Origin of the sequence: Azospirillum sp. ST 5-10 (genome assembly GCF_051225715.1) — a bacterium.
In the GTDB taxonomy this organism is placed as follows: domain Bacteria; phylum Pseudomonadota; class Alphaproteobacteria; order Azospirillales; family Azospirillaceae; genus Azospirillum.
Genome location: NZ_JBPJSP010000098.1, coordinates 1 through 775, shown reverse-complemented (window position 1 = coordinate 775; position 775 = coordinate 1). Strand labels below are relative to the sequence as shown.

2 pseudogenes are annotated in these 775 nt (G+C 68.9%); both read left to right on the top strand.

The features are described 5' to 3' along the window. Nucleotides 1–282: pseudogene (locus ACSBPG_RS31975) on the top strand (amino acid ABC transporter permease); the annotation flags it as partial. Nucleotides 283–285: 3 nt separating this feature from the next. After that, a pseudogene (locus ACSBPG_RS31970) lies at nucleotides 286–775 on the top strand (amino acid ABC transporter permease); the annotation flags it as partial.

Sequence of the window (775 nt, the reverse complement as noted above, 5' to 3'; positions counted from 1 at the left end):
CTGCCGGGCGGGCTGACCCTGCGCCTGGTGGTGCTGCCGCAGGCGCTGCGGGTGATCGTGCCGCCGCTGACCAGCCAATACCTGAACCTGACCAAGAACAGCTCGCTGGCGCTGGCCATCGGCTACCCCGACCTGGTGTCGATCGCCAACACCATGATCAACCAGACCGGCCAGGCGATCGAGGGCGTCGCGCTGATCATGGGGACCTACCTGACCATCAGCCTCGCCATCTCGATCTTCATGAACTGGTACAACAAGCGCATCGCGCTGGTGGAGCGCTGAGCCATGAACGGCAATGTCGATACGGGCGCGGCGACGGCCGACGAGCGGCCGCCGACGCACAGCGTCGGTCCGCTGGCGTGGCTGCGGGCCAACCTGTTCAACACCTGGTACAACGCGCTCCTCACCATCCTCATCCTGTGGGCGCTCGCCCGGGCCGTCCCGCCGCTGATCGAATGGGCGGTGCTCGACGCCGCCGGCTTCGGCGCGACCTCCCCGGAATGCCGCGCCGCCACCGGAGCGTGCTGGGGCTTCGTGACGGAGAAGCTGCGCTTCATCCTGTTCGGCACTTTCCCCTACGACCAGCAGTGGCGGCCGCTGGCGACCATCGCCCTGTTCGTCGCGCTGCTCGGCGCCAGTTGCGACCGGCGCTTCTGGTCCCCCTGGTTCGGCCTGGTGTGGCTGGCCGGCCTGGTGGTGGCGGCCGTGCTGATGTGGGGCGGCGTGTTCGGCCTGAGCTACGTCGAGAACGCCTACTGGGGCGGCCTGCCGCTGA